Raw genomic sequence first — 19,768 nt, forward strand, 5'->3', positions numbered from 1 at the left:
AGCAGCGGGAATTTATATAACTTTTATAAAAGGACTTTTACACTATGAATAGAATATCTATTTGCAGATTTCAAACGTCTGCAAAACAGCTTCCCCTAATTCCGTTTCACTAGATTTCTTGTCTAAAACCAATGCTGTTGTATTAGGCTTCATTGTGTAACCACGGCCATCTTTGCTTTCCGTTTTAGCCTCAAACTCAAAGCCATTTTCTTTGTTAAAGAAAACCATTTGAAATAAATGATTTTTCACAAACTTTTTATCACTTTTTTCTCCAGTAACAAGTCTGGTTACAATGACTTTCATATCTTCATCAGTATATTGATGATTAACCGTAATATCAAAACATTCCTTCAGTTTAGCGCCAACCATAGATGGCTTGTATGGCTCTTCTAACACAGCTGGTTTATTGATATTGCAACGAATCCCATGCTGATTAAAACCATCGGGCACCAAGATAAGGGTGTTATCATTGATATTTTTGTAAACTCCTACACTGTAATCCATAAGTTCCTTCCTCCATTTAAAGAGATGGTGATGAATGATTATTTATGAAATTACTTTGCTTAATTATGAAAATTCATAACTTTATCCAATTCTTTCATCAAATTTTCTCTGATCCTGTACAAAAAGTATACCAAGTTCATAATGATCACCTTCATACAGGGCACGTTGAACGAAACGAACCTCACCATTTATGTCTAGAACCTCGAGCTTACAATGGGCTCGATTTTTTTGTAATGCCTCGTAAAAAACGTGTTCATCCCTTATGATGACTCCATTAACTTTTGAAATTATTTCGCCTACTTGAAGGCCCATTTTATCAGCAGGGGATTGGGGTATAATTCCAATAATCATTAAGCCGTTGTTTTTCTTCGAGAAGTAAAACGGTAAATTATCATCCTTTAATCGTTGCATTAAGGAGATCAATTCACGACCGATTATCGCCAAGGCTACTACTCCGATGGAGATTAACGGATACCAATAACCAATAACAGACAAAATCAAAATCAATACACCGAGTGTTGTAACTCGACGCCCCTGTAACTCGATAGATTTCTTCGGCAGCATACCTTGAATTTGCTGGTTAAAACCAATTGCAAATGGAACCAGGATTAGCGAGTAGGATTCCGCTCTTATGTTGAAGACTGGCCACCACTCGAATGGGAGAGTTAGAGCCTCCCCTGGGATAAGTAAAAACATAGGCAGCATCCAGAATCGTTTCACTTCGTGGACGCCAACATTTTGTCCACGCTTGCTTTTTACCAGCTTTGGAGAGGTACCTTTACTTGCATTTTTACGAATAAGAATTCCCTCTGAAATTAATAAAAGTGCCATTAGAATGACCAAGGTAGGATATACCTTTTCATCTAAAGCCTGAAATGTATCATTAAAAATTGGCAGGGTCCATTCATACTCCATGATTAAATTAATAGAGAAAAACGCTGCACCTACCGTGTATACTGGCGACATAAGCCTAATATTAGTTGTTAAACTCCATAATATCGTAAAGACAGCAATTAGAAGGATGGCAGCAAATGGAAGTGTTAACCCTGCCATTAATGTGACAATGGTAAGTACTAAACCCAGTATTAATCCTATAGGAAACAACTGTCGTAGTTCAAAATAGGCATCAAATGTCCTTGTATGGAAATTTTTCCGTTCACGTTTAACCCTTGATACTCCCAGTATTCCTGAAAGGAAAATGAGATAGTAAAAAACCGGATGTAGAAAAAGTCTACCTGTCCCTTTCAACAGCTCCAAAAGCCATAATTGCACCAATTCCTGCCACCTGCCTCTATCATAAATTCTACTATTCTAGCTCTAAAGATTATTTTACCAAAATGGAGGGATAAAACCTATTACTAGATTATTGAAAAAACAAAAAAATGTCGAATTTTTATATAATTATTAGGATTCCTCGAACACTTTTCTTCGGAATTCGTGTTATTTCATTATACTTCAACAAATATTTCCAAGGAAATCTTGGCAGTTCACAATCATACTTATCCTGATTTGTCGCACACAAAAAACAGAGGCAGCGGCCTCTGTTTATCTTTTATTTTGCAATTAGTCGTAAAGCGGTTTGGAGTTGGATGTCGTTTTTCTCTTTCTTCATTTCTTTTATTATCTGTTCTTCTAACATTGCTGCTGTTTTTGCATCAATTTTACCAGATGGCTGGAGGTTGTTGTTTTGCTGAAAGGCTTTAACTGCTGTTGTTGTTTCTTTACTAAAATAACCATCTGTCCGTCCAGGAGCGAAGCCTAAACCAGATAATATTTCTTGGGCATTTTTGACCTGCTCATTGTTCATATCCTCTTTCAGCGGTTCTTCAATTTGAAGTGGATGAGTATCAAAGATGGCAGGCTGATCGATTTCCACATCCGGTTTTATCCCTTTTTTGTGAATCCAGTTTCCATCAGGTGTCAGCCATTTAAAGAGCGTCAGCTTAATATTGCTGCCATCTCCCATCGGAACCGCCTGTTGTACCGTTCCCTTACCAAAAGTCGTTTCCCCAACCAATTGATAGTCTGCCGCTTCTTTTAATGCTCCCGCTAAAATTTCAGAAGCCGACGCACTGCCTTTGTTAATGAGGACTGCTACTGGGTAATCCTTTTTCTCGCTAAGATTGGAGAAGTGCCGTTCCTTCTCTCCATTTCGTTTCTCAATTTGTATAAATGGTTTTTCTTTCGTAACAAATTCTTTTAAGATATCCTCAACACTAACAAGCAATCCGCCAGGGTTCCCACGGACATCTATAAGTAAGCCATTAATATCTTTTTTCTCTAGCTCTTTTAGCTCCTTTTTAAAATCAGCAGCTGTCTCTTGTGAAAACGAAGTAATTTCAATGTACCCTATCTTTTTTCCATCTAGTTTCTTCACTGAAGCATGAATGGTCTCAAGTGGAATTTCATCACGAGTAACATCAATGGTTAAAGGTTCCTTTAAGCCCTTTCGTGCGATTTCTAACTTGACCTTTGTTCCTTTTTTACCTCGTATTTTCAATGTTGCTTTATTTAAATCTAGGCCTTCAACACTTTTTCCGTCTACTTTTAATATCTCATCATTCGGCTTTAATCCCGCTTTTTCAGCTGGTGAATTTTTAAATGGAGAGATAATAACGATTTTCCCATCCTCCATCCCCACTTCTGCACCGATACCTTCAAAGGATGATTCTAAAGCTTGACTGAATTGCTGGGCAGTTTCCCTATTCATATAAACGGAATAGGGATCATCTAAGACAGTGAGCATTCCTTGAATGGCTCCCTCCACAAGCATCTCATTATCCACCTTTTCAACATATCGGCTCAGGATTAATTCATATGCCTGATTTACCTTCGCAAGGTCCTCCATATCTGTTTGATCTGTAACACCTGTATCTTTTTTCGTTAATGTCTGCTCAAAGGCGGTGTTTCCCTCTGTTTGTTCAAACCAATTCATTCCCGCATATGTGCCCCCCGCTCCCGTAAGAAGCGAACCTACCATCATCAGGGCAATCCACTTACTTTTCATCCTGTTCCCCCTCATGTGCAGCTTCGATTAGAAAAGAGTCTCTTTCCCGCCTGTTTATTAACTATTATGTAAGGAATGGACGAGTTATGCCAGAAATGTGGAGGTGCCCTTTTGACATGACTTTGTCCAAAAGAAAAGGAAGAAGCTTGGCTTCTCCCCTTTCCTTATTATGGCATTGGTACAATCCCCACAGGATTGATTGCGTTACTTTTGGAATTATTCCAACTACCTCTATGAAGTTCAAAGTGTAAATGTTTACCTTGTGAATCACCAGTGTTACCCATAATTCCAATCTGCTGACCCTTTTTCACAACTGCTCCAGAGCTGACATATCTTGTTTCCATATGAGCTGAAACCGTTGTATACGATTGTCCATTTACAGAGTGGGCGATAAAAACAACATTCCCATAACTGCTAGAATAGTAGGATTGAATGACAACACCATCTGCTGCTGCCCAAATTGGTACATTTGCCGCACGATTAGCTATATCCACCCCGTAGTGGAAGGAGCCCCATCTAGGCGCAAAACTTGATGTAAACGTTCCATTCGCTGGCATTGTGAACGCTCCACTAGAGACAGGTGGAGATGTTTGTAAAGGGGTACTAGCCCCTCCACCGCTGCCAGACCCTGAATTATTGTTGTTCGCAGCTGCAGCTGCTGCATCGGCGGCTGCTTTTGCTGCGGCAGCCGATGCTACCTGGCGTTGTTGTTCAAGCTCAATTGCCTTTTGAATGGCTGCTGATTGTGCCGCTAGAATTTGCGCCTCTTCTTGAAGCTCCATTTTATGTGCATGGATTTCATCTTCCTGCTCTTCTAGAGTAGCTAATAACCTATCCTTTTCCGCTCTCTGCGCATTCAATTGTTGGTTCATTTCTTCTAAGTCAGCCAGCATGGTTTGAACACTCGCAAGCTCTACTTCCAGCTTGGCTTGATTTTCCTCAAGACTCTTTTTATCTGCTTCATGCTGCGCTAGAATATCCTGATCTGCCTGCATGATTGTAGCGACAGCACTTGCACGGTCAATAAAATCACTAAAGTTTTTGGAACCCATTAACACGTCAAGATAACTGACCATTCCACCTGTTTCTTGATAATTTCGGGCACGATCTTTCAAAAGCTCATTTCGCTTATTTATTCGTTCCTTTGTCACTTTAATTTCTTCTTGAAGTCTAGTAATTTCTGCCTTCGTTTCCTCTAGCTCGTCCGTTTTTTCTCTAATCTTCCGATGAGTATCGTCAATTGAATGATCAATACGTGTCATTTCTTCTTTTACATCCGCCTGCTGTGCATTTAAACTATTAATCTGTTGATCTGCATTATTGATATCAGAGGATAATTCAGATTTTTCCTTTTGAATTTCCTTTTGCTGGTTTTGTAAGCCTGAAATAGAAGTTGCTTCAGCGATCCCCCCAAAAATATTGCTTACAATGAATGTTCCTGCAACAGCAAACGTTACAAATGATTTTTTCAAGACCTAGTTCTCCTCCCCACTCATATATTTATGTAAGGGTAAATCGTTATCTCTCCCTACTATTTAAATCAGGAAGGACATTTTACCACTGCCCTTCCTGACAAAATTAAACCTTTAAGAACTTTCTAACTGACATCACACTGCCCCATACTCCGATTAAGCCTCCCATTAATAGAAGGAGTCCAGAAACCTGATACATAAACGGATTATATGGAAGAATTTGAATGAAGTTCCCTATTAACTTTGGTGCTAGATACTCATAAGCGTTATAGTAAGCAATCGATATTAAAATAATGGGCAGAATCGCACCAAGGATGCCAAGCCATAGTCCTTCTAAGAAGAATGGCCATCTAATAAAGTTATTCGTTGCTCCTACCAGCCTCATAATCTTAATTTCTCTACGCCTGGCGATAATCGTAATTTTAATCGTATTAGAGATTAAGAAAACCGCAGTGAAAAATAATCCAGCGATTAATACAATTCCTACATTTCGGCTTGCTTTGATAAAGTTAAATAATTTTTCAACTGTTCCCTTACCGTACACAGCCTTTGTAACATACTCTAGCTTTCCAATTTCCGTTGCCGCATTCATGGTATCCTGTGGCTTTTTCGTTTTTACGATAAATACATCGTTAAGTGGATTGTCTTGCTCAAAAAGTTTAAATGCTTGTCCATCCTCACCCATGCTCTTAATTAAATCTTCAAGCTCTTGCTCCTTGGATGAAAATTTCACACTCTGAACTTCTGAAATATTTTCAATCGCACTTTTTAACTTTTGCTGATCTTCGTCATTTGCTGCAACATCGATGTGAACGCGAATTTGCACGTCCTCTTCAATGGTCTCTGCCACTTTATTGAGATTCATCATAATAACGAAAAAGACACCGACTAAAATGAGCGTTACCGTAACAGCACTAACTGAGGCAAACGTCATCCAGCCATTTCTTCCAATACTCTTAAAGCTTTCACGTGCATGACGGCCAAGAGTTCTAATTTTCATAACCGTAATCACCTCTTTGTTCGTCACGTGCTATTTTACCTGCCTCAATGGCAATTACCCGATGTTTAATGGTGTTGACGATTTCCCGATTATGGGTAGCCATTACAATCGTGGTACCCCTATTATTAATTTCTTCAAAGATATTCATGATTTCCCATGAAGTCTCTGGGTCAAGATTACCTGTAGGTTCGTCCGCTATTACTACCTTTGGTGAGTTAACAATTGAACGGGCAATCGAAACACGCTGCTGCTCGCCTCCGGATAACTCTGTTGGAAGCATTCTAGCTTTATGCTTAAGATTAACAAGGTCAAGAACTTCCATTACGCGCTTCTTGATATATTTCGGCTGCGCTTCAATAACCTCGAGTGCAAAAGCTACATTCTCATAAACAGTTTTCATTGGCAATAGTTTAAAGTCTTGAAAGACCACGCCAAGATTCCGTCGGAAAATAGGTACTTTCTTGTTTTTTATTTTAGCTATGTTAACACCATTCATTGTAATGGTTCCTGAGGTTGGGACTTCCTCGCGATACATCATTTTAATGAATGTAGATTTACCCGCACCACTTGGACCAACCACATAGACAAACTCTCCTTGGTTAATCCGCACGTCTATCCCATTTATGGCAGTAACCCCATTCGGGTACTTTTTAAACACATCCTGCATTTCTATCATTTTAGATCACCTTTATAAGTTAGTTTCGAAACAATAAAATTCGACATTAACCTCTTATTTTCTTGCACGAAAACAAAATCCTAGACAAAATACTGCAGGATTTCGCATAAATCCATTATAACACTCAATAGGAGTAAAAAAAGCGGTAAAAATATTACAGTTTCTTTTCAAAACCTACATATATTGTTATATATGCCCAATATTTTTCGACAAAAGTTTACAATATCTTAATATAGGACCTTAGATTCGCAAAAATAAAAACGTTCTGCAAAATTCTCAGAACGTTTACATTCATTACTTTTTAGTTGAAAGCCAATCTGCAACCTTATCAAGGTCATCGCCTTCAATTAGACCTGGAGGCATTCCGCCATCCGTACCATCTTTAATGATAGCAGCAATTTCATCTTTTGACTTGCTGGCTCCTACAGCAGTTAGGTCAGGTCCCATACCACCCTTTAAGTCGCCACCATGACAGCTTGAACATTTTTGAGAGTACACTTTTTCAGCATCCCCTGCTGCTGCTGTGTCTCCTCCACCCTCGTCTTCTCCGCCGCCGCAGGCAGCAAGTCCCATAACAAGAGCTGTTCCCAATAACATTTGTAGTAGCTTTTTCTTCATTACTACTCCCCCTCAGAAAAAATTTCCATACAAGGAATAGTATAGCAGTCTTACGCCCTTTTGAAACCTTCTCCCAGCACTTCAGAAGCGTCCATAACGACGACAAATGCAGTCGGGTCAAGGGTTTTAACCAATTGTTTCAATTTTGTGAACTCGCGCTGATCGACCACACACATAAGAACTGGACGTTCATTATCAGTGAAACCACCATATGCCGATAGTTTTGTTACACCTCGATCAATTTTATTTAGAATTCCCTCACGTACTTCCTCTTGCTTATTCGTAATAATCATGGCCGTTTTCGATCTGCCAAAACCAACCTGAACCAAATCTATCGTCTTACTGGTTACATATAAGGCAATGAGAGCATATAATCCTCGTTCAATATCGAACACAAGAGCAGCTGAAATGACGATAAGTCCATCAATCAGAACAACACTCGTTCCAAGTGTTAACCCGGTGTACTTGGTAATAATCTGTGCCGCTAAGTCCGTTCCGCCTGTTGAAGCATTTCCTCTAAAAACAATTCCAAGTCCAAGACCTACTGCGATCCCGCCAAACAAAGCGCTAAGTAAGGCGTCATTTGTCCACGGTTCAATATTCTTTGTTAAGAAAACAACAAAAGGTAAGAATAATGTACCGACAAGGGTTTTAACCCCAAATTGTTTTCCTAGTAAAACGACTCCGGCAATAAACAATGGAATATTAAACGCCCATTGTACATAAGCAGGTTCCCATCCCAGCACGCTTAATAATATCGTACTAATTCCGCTGACGCCTCCTGAAGCAATTTGATTAGGCAGCAGAAAAACATTAAAGGCCAGCGCAATTATAGCTGATCCGATTAGTACGTTTATGTATTCTAATGCACTTTCAAATTTCGGTGCAGTCTGGTTACTTTTTCTCTTATTCATAGTGAAAATTCCCCTCTATATTACCTTTTTGCTATCATTTTCTTACTCAACCGAATGAGTATAGCATGGCAATAATTTGCTGTAAATGGGATTGAGATAACGCATTAAAGGGTTAAATTTTTATTAGTATTTACTATTAAATAAAAAAACTCGTCATATTCTTTGCGAGTTTTTTGAAGATTTTTATTGAATTTTATCTTTTTCTAATGAGCGGTACCATTCATAACCTTCCTTTTCAGCTTCTTCAGGGGTTTTTATATCAAATTGCCACCGCATATTTTTGTAAATCTCATTTATTGTACTTTTAGGTATGTTAGCTTCGTTACAAGCTAAGAGAAAGTACCCAAGAGCTTGCCGGATGTTCAACCTAGTAATTGTGGGTATAGGATTATTTTCTCTTTCAATACCGACTACCTCAATTTCAAATGTGCTTCCTGTAACTTTTCTAATACTTTCAAATATAAGCTCTTTGTATCTTACTTCTATCCAATCCTTAGCAAAATCATTAGGAGCTTTAATAATTACAATGTCTTCATCTTCTATTTGAGCTGTTAGCGGGGCAATCCATGTCTCATATGAAGGCTTTGAAATGCTTTCTCTTATGTTTTCTAACACTTTAGTCCAAATATCCAAGAAATTAAAATTTTTCACCGTAACCTTGGTCAAATTAATACCCCCTTCTTCCACTATTTAGGTTAATTATAGGTGTTTATTTTTAAAAGACAAATTATATAGAAACAAAAGAAAAGACGCGAGCAATTTTGCACACGTCATTTCAATCTGATTATGAAATTCTAGAACGCAGATAAGCATCAATAAATGGATCTAAATCTCCATCCATAACACCCTGAACGTTTCCACTTTCTGCACTTGTCCGGTGATCCTTCACCATGGAGTAAGGGTGGAAGACGTAGGAGCGAATTTGGCTTCCCCAGCCGATTTCTTTTTGTTCACCGCGAATTTCCAAAAGCTCTTTTTCCTGCTGTTCGATTTCGCGTTGATACAGCTTGGCTTTCAACATTTTCATCGCTGCCTCACGGTTCTTAATCTGTGAGCGCTCATTCTGACAGGTAACGACAACCCCTGTTGGCATATGAGTAATCCTCACAGCTGAATCAGTGGTATTGATATGCTGTCCACCTGCACCGCTGGCACGATACGTATCTATTTTTAGATCCTCGGTACGGATTTCGATTTCAATTTCATCATTAAATTCAGGCATAACTTCACACGATACAAAGGATGTATGACGACGGCCAGAAGCATCAAACGGTGAAATCCTTACTAAACGATGGACACCTTTTTCCGCCTTTAAATAACCGTATGCGTTATGACCTCTAATCGCCAAGGTTACACTTTTAATCCCCGCTTCATCACCAGGAAGATAATCAAGCGTTTCAACCTTAAAGCCCTTTTTCTCTGCCCAACGTGTATACATACGGAGCAGCATGGAGCCCCAGTCCTGTGACTCCGTTCCGCCAGCACCCGGGTGCAGCTCTAAAATCGCATTATGTTTATCGTATTCTTCACTTAGCAGCAGCTGAAGTTCAAATTCATTTAATCTTGAGGTCAGTTCGATTAACTCTTCCTCAAGCTCTGCTTGGAGTTCCGCATCACTTTCTTCTTTTACAAGCTCATAGCTTACTTCCAGATTCTCAAATGTTTCGAATAAGTCACTAAATTCATTTACCTGATCCTTTAAGGCATTGGCCTCACTAATGACGGTTTGGGCCGCCTGTTGGTCATTCCAAAAATCAGGGTGGAGCATTTGATCATCCAGTTCAGCTATGCGTGCTTCCTTATTTTCAAGGTCAAAGAGACCCCCTAAAGTCCACTAATTTCTTAGCTGATTTTTCAAGTTCATTTCGTATTTCTGCTAATTCCATTTTCGTCACCTCTATAAAAATTACGTCTGTTTGTAGCATATGTTATGGTCGTTCGTATGTTCCTTATCCATTATAGCCTGACTAGAGGGGAAATTTCAAAAATGATTATATAATGATGGAATGTTTCGGGGACTTTACTAGCCAAACATCCTGTGGATAACAGCACTTATCCACAGAGATAGGAAATGATTTTTTGAATTGTATGTGGATAAGTAAAGTTATCTACAAAATTTTTAAATTTTCTTAAAATTTTATCCACATATCTACATGTTAACAGGAGTTATCTACAAGTGGACATTGAATCTCAAAAACTAATCAAACTTATCCACATAAAAACGAGAGGACGGCCGCATCTCGTTTCTATTGCTTATTTGAGTTTTTCTATTTTGACTAACAAGTCTTTTTTCTCATTGTAGTTACAGGTCTTGCATCCTGAGCGTAATTTTACATGAACAGGTTCTTTATAACAGGCTTGGCATTCTTTATCAGTATTCTCAATAGCCATGGGTTGGTAACCTAACTTCAGTTGCAACAAACGTAAATACTGCCTTGTATAGTTTAATAAGCAGTATTAGAGGTGTAATTAGAAATAGCGAGCCAATATAAAAATAATCGAGAGGGAAGACCTCTCGATTTTTTAAGGGGTACTTGGCTCTGTTGCTGTAGGGAACTGGCTAGGAATTATAGTACCATTTGATGTACTTTGTTGTTGTTCACTTGTTGAACTAATTGACCCTTGGATTAGGATTGTTTCTAATTTTATTGGAGCATGGGCTGCACTTCTGGACTGCTCTATAAAGTCAGAACCCGTTCCATGACAAAATGAGCAAGCAGTCTCATGGGAAGGAATATGTTCTGGAATGTCTTTACCATTCTTATCTTTTGTAGACAAGCCAACTTTATTTCCATACATTTCATTTTTGTTATTATGACATTTTAAACAAAATTGTCTCTCATCATATTCTGTCCAATCAATGCTAGTTGTGAGATATTCCTCATTGCTATTGGCGTGACCGAGTTTTTTCTTTAGACCTTTAATGTTATCCGATCCATGAGTGACATGACAATCAGCACAAGGCATCTGACCATTTAGAGTGCTACCGTCAATTGCACTTATGTTGTGTCCAGATTTCGAGATAAATTCAGGTTTAGAATAAAATGAAACAATGTCGCTTCCTTTTTTACCATCATGGCAACTAAAGCAAAGTGTGAAATCTTCAACAGATCCAGTTGCAGTAATAGACTTTTTATATGATAGAACTCTGTAGTGAGATTTTAGATTATCCATTGCTGGATCATCTTGTTCATGACAAGACTCGCATAATTCTACATCACTATCAATCTTTCTTGCTGGTTTCGTATCAGTAGCAACGTGGTCAATAACAAAATGATCTTTTAGCCGATTCGGATTTTCATTTGACCAGGAAAGATGTGGGTTATGACAACTGGTACATGTGTCAGTTTTCTCTCCAATATTCTTATGCTTGTGCGACTTAAAATCTTGGATGACAGGTGCACCTGATGTCCCATCGTGGCACGCCATGCAATAATTTGTTGCTGACACTTCCCCATATTTACCACCTTGTAAACTTTTATTATTTGAAATGTGAGTACTATGACAGTTCGCACATGCCTGGGTATTACCCATTTGTTTACCATGTGCATCTTCTGGGTTTTCGTTACTTGTTGTTGAAAATTTAAAGTATTTTGGATAAAAGAAATTTCCAGCAGTGTCATTAGAAAAAGGATTTACATAAACGTGATATGTGGAGCTTTTTACTAATAATTCTGCAGGTTTATATAAAATTTCATATTCTCCTTTATCATTTCTGTTTGGGAAAGTACTATTTTCATCTTCTACAAATTGTATTGAGGTTCCGTTCTTCGAAATACCAGAAAGAAGACCGTTTATATCTAATGTGTTACTCTCTTCAACAGTTACAAGTATTTTAGAATCTAAAGGTACTCCGGTCATATCCTCTACTGGTAAATAATATTTTGCATCAGTAATTCCTGGTGGAACTATCATGATACTTTTGATAATAGGTCTAGTTGTATCGACAATAATGGATATTGTTTTTTCAACTGGTAATCCGTTTGGGACAGTAGCTTTAAATGAAACATTGTGAAGCCCATCAGTAAATAGGGAATCGAAGCTCCAATTACCTTCAGTGGAAATATTAATAGGCAAACCTTCTTGACCGTCTACAAATGGAATTAGAGTTATTTCCGAGATAGGTGATGTCCCATTATTTACGGTCCCATTAAAAGTAACAGTAGGCGTTTTATGAGATGTATTGTTTTGTGGAGTTGTAATTTCTAAAGTCAAGCTTTCACTAGCTGATTCCACAATTTGAATAGGCAATACAAAAAGGATAGATAAAATTAGAAGGAATACGTTACTGGCGATAATATGTTTTAAGCTGAGTCTCTTCATAAAATACTCATCCTTTTCTTTTCCTTTTAGAAACAAATTATTATAAATAAGCTTGGAGATGGATTAATAGTAATAGAGTGAAGTAAGTCACAGATTTAAAAAATAAAAATTAAATATAATAATATAAATATCTAAACGTTATTAATATGAATATAGTCCTTATCAACCTTTATTTGAATAGATAAAATGTGAGGAATATTTGACAATTTCGTGAAGTGAATAATTGACGAATTTGTGAACTTATCTTAAAATAGAAATAAGATAACAGCCTGACAATAAGTCAAGGCTGTTATCTTAAAACTTAAATATTCTTTTCGGGGCTATCAAATAGTGGGGCTATTTGGTAGCTTTTTTAATTTGCTGGCCAGTTTTGCTTACCTTCTGTAGCTGGAATGCCACGTGGATCATACATAGCATCGCCATCGTTATACTTATAGGAATCAGTGTTCTTTAACTGTTCAGCTTTTGAGCTTGTATGACAAGACCAACAAACAGCCATGTTAGTGAAACGCTTAAGGGCAGAAGATGCACCTTTGTCTAACAAGTAATCATTTGCAAGTGTAGCTGCTTCAGCATCTGTTAATGCAGTGTTGTAAGCTTTAAGATCTGTTGCAACTTCAGCTTTATTTCGTAAGTGTGCGTCAGTCATAACTTCAACGTCAGTTCCATGTGCAAAGTGACAGCGTACGCAAGTGTAAGAGTCAGAAGTTGTTGTATGGCGGAATGCCTTATCAAATGTTCCTTCTCCTTCAGTACCAGCAACTTGATTGCTTGAAGAAGCTAAGTAATCAGTGTGACAAGAAGAACAGTAGCCAGACATTGCAATACCCCATCCAGATACTTTGTCAGTACCAGGAGTTGCAATACCCCAACGATCTTTAATGTTTACAGAAAGTGGATTTGTTTCACCAGCGTAAAGAGCACGTTGGTTAACAGTTGTAATTTTTACAGTGCCAAATGTTAATTCTTCACCAGCATCTAATTTTCCAACGTTTACTAAATCTTTCGAAGGATCTAAGATTGGCATTAAGTCTAACTTAACAACATATGCACGAGAAACTTCAGCGAAGGTTATTTTATCAACCTGGCTTCCAACTTCTCCGTAAACTAAACCATAAGCATATTTTAAGTGAGCAGATTCATCGAGATAATCGTAATGGTCAATTACGTCTGCAGCATTTGCAGTTGGGTAGGTACCATTAGTATTTAAGAATCCAGCTGTAGTTGGATCTTTTGTAAAGAAACGAGAATAGTAGTAATGGTTATTTCCTGTAGTTCCACGAGTTGGATAGCCATACATCCATGGAGTATCAGTCTTAGAGTATGAAGTTTTTCCAGGTGCTTTTTCATAAATCATAACAACTACATCATCAGCAGGGATGAAGTCATATTTTGCAGCTGTTAAACCAAGTTCAGTTTTAGTACCTTTTACACCGATGAATCTTGTAGTTCCGGTTTCTTTTGAAGCAAAAGGAAGTACTGCAACTTTAGTGTCTGCTTTATATCCACCAGCTTTGATACCGCCTTCAGCAGGTGTAGAAGCAGCCATGTTGTTTGGATTGTAGTGTAATAAACGGTCAGAATAAGAACCATGTGGGCTGTGACAGCTTGCACAGTTGAATTCTTTATCCCATGTGCCTGTTCCGTTTGGATTTCCACCAGGAGCAGCTTTAATTTTCACAGCGCCGTCAGCCATGTGAGCTGACATGTTACCGTCATGAGTTCCGCCGAAAGTACCAGCAGAAGAAGCTTTGTCGCCATTTCCAAATACGTTGTAGAAACCTAATGTACCATCATGACATGCAGTACATGTGCTGTATACGCCATCTTTAAACAATAAGCTCTTAGATGCCGCAGTGTGCGTTTGGTGACAGCTTGCACAAGAGTTTGTGTTGTTTTGGTATTCACCGTGAGTTCTTTGAGAGCCTACATCTCCATGGTTATCAACCATGTCGTTAGACTTAAGAACACCAGTGTTTACGTTTTGTCCACCAACACCAACACCAGATTGGTTAACGTTGTTGATGTCATTGTCTTTGTCAGCATCTGTTGCAACTACTGTAAGTATTCCATTGGAACCTAAAACTACAGTTAGAGGTGTAGCTTGTGTTAAAGCTGACTCCTCACCAGCTGCGTTTACAGCAGATACCTTAACAGTAAATGTAGCTTTTTCATTTACAGCAAGTTCTGTTCCAACCGGAACATAAGCATTAAGAACTGTAATCTTACTTGCATCTGTAGTTTGAGTTACAGTAGTTTTCAATACATCGTTTACATAAACCTTATATTCTTTAACTGTTGCTTCAGTTCCAACTCTAGTCCATGTAGCACGCATCTCATTTTTACCTGTGATTGATGCATCTAGCCCTGTTGGAGCAGCTGGAGCAGCAGCGAATGCTACCATACTAAACAAACTCATAACGATGATCATTAGTAAGGTAGAAACGCTAATTTTCATTTTACTCATTCTTAAAACCTCCCTAAGTACTTCTTCTCTCTTTTTTTCTCTCTTTTTGGTTTCTTACTATGCGTCTACTCTATTCTGCTATCTCTTTGAGGCACCACCTCCTTAAAGGTAGATTTTGTTCAAACAGAGAATGCTAGTTTCACATTTACTTTTTTACTTAAGAAATTTTTATTAATTAGCGGTAAACTACAACTCTTTGGTTTAATGTATCTGTAATATAGACTTGGTCGTCTTGATCTACGAATAAACCGTTTGGCAGGTAGAATTGCTCATTTGCATCTCCCATACCGCCAAATTCGAATACTTTTTCTCCCTTATCATTGAATCCGTAAACGAAGTGAGTTAAGTTATTTACAACGTATAAGATACCTCGGGAATCCACTGCAATTCCTCGTGGGTTTACGAAAACGGAAGACCCAGTACCATCCTTTGAACCATTAACATTTCTTAAATATTTACCATCTTTCGTGAAAATCTGTATTCTTTGATTACCAGAGTCGGCTACATAGATGTTGTCGTCTCTATCAACGGTTACAGCATTTGGTGCACGTAATTGCCCATCTTCAGTACCTGGAGTTCCAATCTCCTGCAACTTCTTTCCTTTTAAATCAAAGATAAAAACCTTGTGCTGTTCAATATCAGTAGCATATAGCTTCTCATCAAAGATTCGTATACCACCGGGAGACTTGATAACTGGATTTTTTGTATCTGCTTCCTTGAAGTATGAAATAAATTTACCTTTTTTATCAAAGATAGAGATATTTCCGTTATATAGATCAGCGACGTAAATGTTACCCTTTTTATCTCCAGTGATACCGTACGGGAACATAAATTCGCCTTCCCCGTCACCCTCTTTTCCGAATTTGAAAATGAAGGTTCCGGATGTGTCAAAGACTTGTACTTGTTTGTTGTTTGTATCAGACACGTATAAAAACTCACCAATTTTTGCAGCATCCATTGGCTTGTCTAATGCGTTGTCAAAATCACCATAAATCAAATGGCTGAACACAGGTGCACCATCAAGGTCAATTGGATTAGCAACCTTTACTTTATCCTGTAAGTTCAGAAAATAAATAAGGATAAAAGCAGCAACCGTGAGTAACACGATTAGACTACTCAAAATATAAACATTTCTTTTTTTCACAAGTTTCAACCCCTTTAGGTGTTGTTCTGATTATTTTGCAGCAACTCTATCAAGGCCCTCAATGGCTGGTTTGTAAAGAGGATCATAGTTTAACGCTTCTTTAAAGAGCTCCTCTGCATTCTTTTTATCACCTTGATCTTCAGCTACTTTACCGAGTTCTGTGATAATATCCGTATTTCCAGGCATTAGCTCATTTGCCTTACTTAGGGTTTCAATTGCTTCTTCGTACATTTTAAGTTTGCGGTAGGCAGTGCCTCTTAGTAATTGGCTTTTGTAATCTCTTGGCGCTATGTCAGCTGCCTTGGAGGCCATTTTTAATCCCTCATCGAGCCTTTCCTCATCAAGATAAACAATACCTAGGTTTAAATACGCATCGTAATAGTTTTTATCTAAATCTAAGGCTACTTTAAATTGTTTAATTGCTTCATCGTTCTTTCCTAATAAGAAATAACTATACCCAAGATTTACTCGGTGCTTCGGATCATTTGGCTGGGCGTCAACTTGATTCTTGTAGTGCTCAAATTGTTTTTTCAACTGATTTTGATCAATGTCTGACCAGAAATATTTATCACTAACATAATAGCCTGCTCCAACCGAGATTCCTAAAGTCACAAATAAGATTAATAGAGTCTGCCACCAATTGAATTTTTCCTTTTTAGGCTTCTTTACTTTTTTTCCTTTTTTCTCGGTCTCTTGGCTAACTTCTTTCCCTTTATTAAGTGAGGCTTCTTGATTTTGCATATGATCCCTCCTCCGTGTTTCTATTCTGGATCTTTTTCATCTTGATGACATGCTTTACAGGTAGTTTCAGAGTGACACCTGAAGCAGGACTCTGTTAATTTTTGATTAGCCGAAACTGGAATAGGGTGTCTTTTGCGCCATTCCTTATTCCTTGTATGACTGCTTGGATGACAAGTACCGCAGGCAACCTGGGTAATAGCTGAGTTACTAGATCTCTGTATTTCATGACAAGCCAGGCACTTTTCCTTGTTTTGGGTTGCTAATTCACCGTGTTCCTTTAAGAAATAACTTCCGTGACTTTGTGGACGCTGGCTATGGCAATCTCTACAATAAGTGTTCGCTTTTGCATAGTCATAATGTGTTTTTTTCTTTACCTGCTCTTTATTATTGTTTAGGTATTTTGTTAAAGTTGAAACTTCTTCAAAATCACTTAATGGTTCTGATGACATATCTTTATGACACTGATTACAATCTTTTAAATCAGTACTAGCTTGTTTACCATGCGTACTTAATTTGAAATCTCCTTTTTTGTGGCTTTCCGGAACCATTCCAGTTGTATGACAGGCTGTACATTCTGTTGTGACTTTCCGCGCTTTATGACATTCCATACAGGTATCCATATCTGGACGAATCCACTCGATTTCAGCCATTGCTGCGGTTCCGACCTTTTCATCCCATTTTGCATAGTCGGCTTGGAAGGTCATTTTCCGGTCCGCGATTTTACCATGGGCTGTGCCACTATGACACTGAATACATTCAACGCCTTCGGTTTTATGTTTATCATGGGGGATGATGAGATCCCCGGAAGGTGTAACCTCACGTGCTGATACGTTATGACAGGTTTCACATGCGCTGTCTGGTATTTCATCAGGCATTCGAATGGGTGCTGTATAGGTTTTTGTTGTTTTTTTATAAAGCTCGACTACCCCTTCGGCTTTACTTTTTGCTAGGTTTTCTAACCCCGGTTCGATATGACAACTAACGCAGTCCACCTCGCTGTGAGAGGACGCTTTCCATGTATAGAACTCTGGTTTCATTTCATGACAGGATGCACAAAACTCAGAGCTTGATGTTCCTTTTAGGCCTGCAAAACTTACGAAGAAGAACATGCCTAAAAACAACACTGTAAGAGTCATAATTTTAAATATTCGGTTACGGAAACGGGGAGGGGCCGGCAGCTCTTTGTGCTCCTCTTCCATAAAAGCGACCCTCCTGTTTTTAAAGTTTGATTATTTCTTTACATCGTCTTTAAAGCCAGTTCTATGACAGTATTGGCAATATACATCTGTTGGTGCTGTAACTTCTGTCGAACCTGCTTTTGGCTCTTCACGATCGTGACAGACGAAGCATTCTGCTTTCATGTCAGGAGTTTGTGCTTTATCTGCGTGGGCAGTTAACCAAACATCACTTTCCACGTGGCTTTCAGGGCGTTCGCCGTGACAGGCGCTACAGAACTTATTGATACGAGATTGTTCTCTTACAACGTTGATATTCGCTGTATATTTGTGTTCTTTATCCTCTTCTTTAACCTCAGCCATTTTTAACATAGACATTAGGTCTTCCTTAGGAATATCTCGAATCCATTTAGAATCCTGGTGACAGTCTACACATGTGTCTAGCTCCTGAAGGGCTGTACCACCGTGTTCGCCGCCCCAGTTTGCAACTCTATGATTTTCTGGAACTTTCACTCTTTGATGGCAAGTTTCGCATGCCATAGAAAGCTTCACATCTTTCGTTTGCTTTCCAACTGCCTCTAAAATAATCGCTTGTGTTTTTTCGGTATGTGCTGCAACTGCTTCTGCGGCTTCTTTCTCAGTTGTTGCATCATGCTTTACCTCACTGGTAGTACTCTTTGCTTCCTCTTTCGCAGCCTCTTCTAAATGATCTGGATTTGGCGGGACGAGGTAAGCAACATCTTTCCAAGGCTTTTCGCCGTTGTTTACTTTATCGTGACAGTCAATACAGGTTCCCATGTTTGGTGCTAGGTATTTTTGTTCCATCATTTGCTGTGCTACATCATCTGTCCAATGACCTCGAACTTCTTCTGTATTGATTCCACGAGCTGCGATTTTCGCATGTGCTACACCGGAGTGACAGCTGATACATGGAACGCCTTCTTCGATATGTCCTTTGTGGTTAACAATTAAGTCTTTTGATGCGGTAACTAAACGGTTCTTGGAGTGACACTGTAAACAGTTTTCATCTGAAACCGCTTCATGCTCGGTTTGAACGATTTGTTCCGGTATTCCCATTACGTGGTGATATACTTCTTTTAATGAAATCACTTTGTGGGTAATCATGTTTACAAACCCAGGTTTGATGTGGCACTGTACACAGGTGATTTCACTGTGAGCGCTTGCTGTGAACGTTGTAACCTCTGGAGCCATCTCATGACAGCTGGAACAGAATGATGGCGAGTTCGTAAAGGAAAGAACTCCGTATCCTCCCCCAAAAATGACAATAGACCCGATTAGGGCGACAAATAATGCTTTCCACCTATTTACTGGATCCTTCCAGTCTATGTTTCTAAATTTCTGCCAGAGTCTGCGAAAAAGTCCAGGCTTCTTTTTACTCTCTCTAGATTCGGGTTTCTCTTTATCTTTCTTCCCCCAAAAAGCCACTTGACTCACCCTTCCCATATTGAATTTTTCTCTCTATATTAATCTAAGTTTAACCTCTCTAATGGTAGTATCTAACATTGCTAAAGTATTTTCCAATGTACAATTTGTGAATAATTTTTCATAATCCAACCGTGAGCCTTTCTTCCTAAAAACAACATGTGAACGTTGATAATTAAGAGTTTAGTTAACAATCTAACCAAGTTAGAAACCAGCACAAGGATTAATTTTTATACAAAATATCACATATTCATTCAAATAAATTGCATATTCATCTCAAAACT

The 19,768-nt window shown here is 38.5% G+C and carries 16 protein-coding genes; all 16 read right to left on the reverse strand.

Annotated features, from left to right (window positions below; translation table 11 throughout):
- Positions 1-57: 57 nt before the first annotated feature.
- The 16 genes from MLOOGBEN_RS01895 to MLOOGBEN_RS01970 all read right to left on the reverse strand — a co-directional run bounded on the left by MLOOGBEN_RS01895 (position 58) and on the right by MLOOGBEN_RS01970 (position 19,496).
- A complete protein-coding gene (locus MLOOGBEN_RS01895; protein WP_179156558.1) occupies positions 58-504 on the reverse strand; it encodes a hypothetical protein in 447 nt (148 codons plus the stop codon).
- An 81-nt stretch (positions 505-585) separates the two neighbouring features.
- Positions 586-1,779, reverse strand: coding sequence for a PDZ domain-containing protein (locus MLOOGBEN_RS01900; RefSeq protein WP_179156559.1), 1,194 nt, complete (start codon positions 1,777-1,779; stop codon positions 586-588).
- A 277-nt stretch (positions 1,780-2,056) separates the two neighbouring features.
- Positions 2,057-3,511 carry a S41 family peptidase gene (locus tag MLOOGBEN_RS01905; RefSeq protein WP_179156560.1) on the reverse strand — a complete coding sequence of 485 codons (1,455 nt, stop codon included), beginning with the start codon at positions 3,509-3,511 and terminating at the stop codon, positions 2,057-2,059.
- Between the two features lie 167 nt (positions 3,512-3,678).
- The gene (locus MLOOGBEN_RS01910; RefSeq protein WP_179156561.1) at positions 3,679-4,983 is read right to left on the reverse strand and encodes a murein hydrolase activator EnvC family protein; all 1,305 of its coding nucleotides are present in this window, start codon (positions 4,981-4,983) and stop codon (positions 3,679-3,681) included.
- Positions 4,984-5,089: 106 nt separating this feature from the next.
- Complete coding sequence (ftsX, locus tag MLOOGBEN_RS01915) at positions 5,090-5,983, reverse strand: permease-like cell division protein FtsX (RefSeq protein ID WP_179156562.1); 894 nt, start codon at positions 5,981-5,983, stop codon at positions 5,090-5,092.
- Entirely contained in the window at positions 5,973-6,659 is a 687-nt protein-coding gene (gene ftsE, locus MLOOGBEN_RS01920; protein ID WP_179156563.1) for a cell division ATP-binding protein FtsE, read from the reverse strand. Before ftsE ends, ftsX begins: the two co-directional genes overlap by 11 nt.
- Positions 6,660-6,953: 294 nt before the next feature.
- Entirely contained in the window at positions 6,954-7,277 is a 324-nt protein-coding gene (gene cccB, locus MLOOGBEN_RS01925; RefSeq protein ID WP_179156564.1) for a cytochrome c551, read from the reverse strand.
- Between the two features lie 50 nt (positions 7,278-7,327).
- The gene (locus MLOOGBEN_RS01930) at positions 7,328-8,191 is read right to left on the reverse strand and encodes a YitT family protein (RefSeq protein ID WP_179156565.1); all 864 of its coding nucleotides are present in this window, start codon (positions 8,189-8,191) and stop codon (positions 7,328-7,330) included.
- A gap of 183 nt (positions 8,192-8,374) precedes the next feature.
- Positions 8,375-8,857 (reverse strand): DnaA N-terminal domain-containing protein, encoded by a 483-nt coding sequence (locus MLOOGBEN_RS01935; protein WP_179156566.1) that lies wholly within the window; start codon positions 8,855-8,857, stop codon positions 8,375-8,377.
- 118 nt (positions 8,858-8,975) lie between these two features.
- Positions 8,976-10,077 (reverse strand): peptide chain release factor 2 gene (prfB, locus tag MLOOGBEN_RS01940; RefSeq protein WP_179156567.1). Its coding sequence is split into 2 segments (ribosomal slippage): positions 8,976-10,004 and positions 10,006-10,077, totalling 1,101 coding nucleotides; the frame shifts between segments, so codons are not numbered across the junction.
- Between the two features lie 637 nt (positions 10,078-10,714).
- Complete coding sequence (locus tag MLOOGBEN_RS01945; RefSeq protein WP_179156568.1) at positions 10,715-12,514, reverse strand: cytochrome c3 family protein; 1,800 nt, start codon at positions 12,512-12,514, stop codon at positions 10,715-10,717.
- Between the two features lie 352 nt (positions 12,515-12,866).
- Positions 12,867-14,972, reverse strand: a complete 2,106-nt coding sequence (locus MLOOGBEN_RS01950; RefSeq protein ID WP_179156569.1) for a cytochrome c3 family protein — start codon at positions 14,970-14,972, stop codon at positions 12,867-12,869.
- A 184-nt stretch (positions 14,973-15,156) separates the two neighbouring features.
- Positions 15,157-16,125, reverse strand: a complete 969-nt coding sequence (locus MLOOGBEN_RS01955) for a 6-bladed beta-propeller (protein WP_179156570.1) — start codon at positions 16,123-16,125, stop codon at positions 15,157-15,159.
- Between the two features lie 30 nt (positions 16,126-16,155).
- Positions 16,156-16,866 (reverse strand): tetratricopeptide repeat protein, encoded by a 711-nt coding sequence (locus MLOOGBEN_RS01960; protein ID WP_179156571.1) that lies wholly within the window; start codon positions 16,864-16,866, stop codon positions 16,156-16,158.
- Positions 16,867-16,886: 20 nt separating this feature from the next.
- Positions 16,887-18,065, reverse strand: a complete 1,179-nt coding sequence (locus MLOOGBEN_RS01965; protein ID WP_179156572.1) for a NapC/NirT family cytochrome c — start codon at positions 18,063-18,065, stop codon at positions 16,887-16,889.
- Positions 18,066-18,095: 30 nt separating this feature from the next.
- A complete protein-coding gene (locus MLOOGBEN_RS01970; RefSeq protein ID WP_368737740.1) occupies positions 18,096-19,496 on the reverse strand; it encodes a NapC/NirT family cytochrome c in 1,401 nt (466 codons plus the stop codon).
- Positions 19,497-19,768 lie beyond the last annotated feature (272 nt).

The sequence above is a fragment of the Bacillus sp. EB106-08-02-XG196 genome, assembly GCF_013396335.1.
Lineage (GTDB): Bacteria > Bacillota > Bacilli > Bacillales > Cytobacillaceae > Neobacillus.